Here is a 1,490-nt window from a genome sequence, read left to right on the forward strand (position 1 = left end):
CCCTTGAAGCGCTGCGAGCGATTCCAAGGCTTGGCGCTCGGGTTCTTCTTGCCTGGCGTCAGCGACCGCGCGAAGTCGCTCACCTTCATCGCCTTGTCGCTCGCAACGATGCGATAGAACAGGCGATTGGGATGCGCGCGATCTGCGTGAACCGCTTTCATCACGCGTCCGTACTTCGCACCCGTCGTTTGGACGAGGTCGCGACGAACAGCCGTGAGCAGCTTGTCGCCGAGCTTGTTGATCGCGTTGTAGAGCGCGCGGTGTTTGACCTCGTCGCCGTACACGTTGAACGCCACGGTGAGGCGCTTCATCGCGTCGGTCAAGTCGACATAGATCACGCCGCCATGTGACTGCGTGTATGCCGACGCGGGCATCGGCCCCTGTGACGCGCGGTATATCTTCGTGGGGCCGGTGTAGTTCGTTTGCGTACCGGCCATCATCTCACCTTGAAGGCGGGCGCTTCATCAGCGTCGAGCGCCCCACGCTGCGCGCGATGTTGCGCGCGTCGAGCTGCAACGTCTTCACGAAGCGTTGCGCGTTCTGACGAGCGGCGTCGAAGTTGCCGGTGCGAACGTTCTTGATCGCCTGCGCCGTGAGATCGCGGCGCTTTCCGCAGTTGCATCCCATGACGGGCTCCTAGTGGAAACGCGAAACCCCGACGCACTGAAGCGCCGGGGTTCGGAATGTCGGCCAAGGCCGGGGTCGGTTCAGACTAGGCGATGCCGGGTAACTCTCGTTCCGGCCCCTCGCCCATTTGTCCGTATGGGGAAAATAGGCAGTTGACATCCCAACGTCAACTTTTTCCCCTCACAAACTTCCCTCGGCCGGCTTGTCAGGTCACGCTGCTGACAATCCCTTTTGGATCAAGGACTTGGTCCGCAATCCGTGCATCAGCGAGGCCAGGTTCCGCTTGAGATCGGCCTGGGTGCCGTTGTTGTCGACCACGTAATCGCACATCCAGGGCTCGATTGTGAGGGACGTGCGGGGCTCGCGGTATTCGAGGCGCTCGCACGCGTCGATCCAAATCGAGATGTCGAACACGCTGGCGTTCCGCAGGGCGTGAAACTCGCGGGCGTTCCTGTTGCCGACGTAGAGATCGTACTTCGCGAAGATCGCGCGACCCAACTTCGTGAGATCGGCCGCATTGCTCTCGGCGATCAGATTGAACCACGTCGAGCGCTCGTTCGCGCGGTCATCGTAGCACTCTTGCGCCGAGGCATACTTGCCGGGGTACTTCTCGCAGAAGTACGGAAACACGACACGCTCTGCCATGAACCAGCTCGACGAGACGAACGTCGCGCCATAGTGATCGCGCAGAATTTCAGCGGCAGTGTCTTTGCCGTGTCGGCCATGACCGACCACCATCATGCGGTACGGGAAAAGCATGGATCAGAATCCGAACATGCGGTAGAGGTCGTATCCGCGACCCTGCTTGCAGACCTGGGTCCGCAGATAGCCTGCTCGAGTCTTGATGTTCGTGTCGACAAAGG

At 60.7% G+C, this 1,490-nt stretch carries 3 protein-coding genes; all 3 read right to left on the reverse strand.

Annotated features, from left to right (window positions below; all coding sequences use genetic code 11):
- On the reverse strand, positions 1 to 437 hold a 437-nt coding region (locus tag OO70_RS51710), incomplete at its 3' end, for a hypothetical protein (RefSeq protein WP_199827567.1).
- A 4-nt stretch (positions 438 to 441) separates the two neighbouring features.
- Positions 442 to 627: a hypothetical protein gene (locus OO70_RS50270; RefSeq protein WP_030529703.1), complete on the reverse strand. Its 186-nt coding sequence runs from the start codon at positions 625 to 627 to the stop codon at positions 442 to 444.
- A 210-nt stretch (positions 628 to 837) separates the two neighbouring features.
- Complete coding sequence (locus tag OO70_RS50275) at positions 838 to 1,386, reverse strand: hypothetical protein (RefSeq protein ID WP_050513935.1); 549 nt, start codon at positions 1,384 to 1,386, stop codon at positions 838 to 840.
- Positions 1,387 to 1,490: the final 104 nt, after the last annotated feature.

This window comes from Streptomyces xylophagus, from assembly GCF_000716435.1.
GTDB lineage: Bacteria > Actinomycetota > Actinomycetes > Streptomycetales > Streptomycetaceae > Streptomyces > Streptomyces xylophagus.

What these genes read in the sequence shown, in the direction of transcription:
- OO70_RS50270 (WP_030529703.1), bottom strand. Translation starts at nt 627, where the DNA reads ATGGGATGCAACTGCGGAAAGCGCCGCGATCTCACGGCGCAGGCGATC.
- OO70_RS50275 (WP_050513935.1), bottom strand. Translation starts at nt 1,386, where the DNA reads ATGCTTTTCCCGTACCGCATGATGGTGGTCGGTCATGGCCGACACGGC.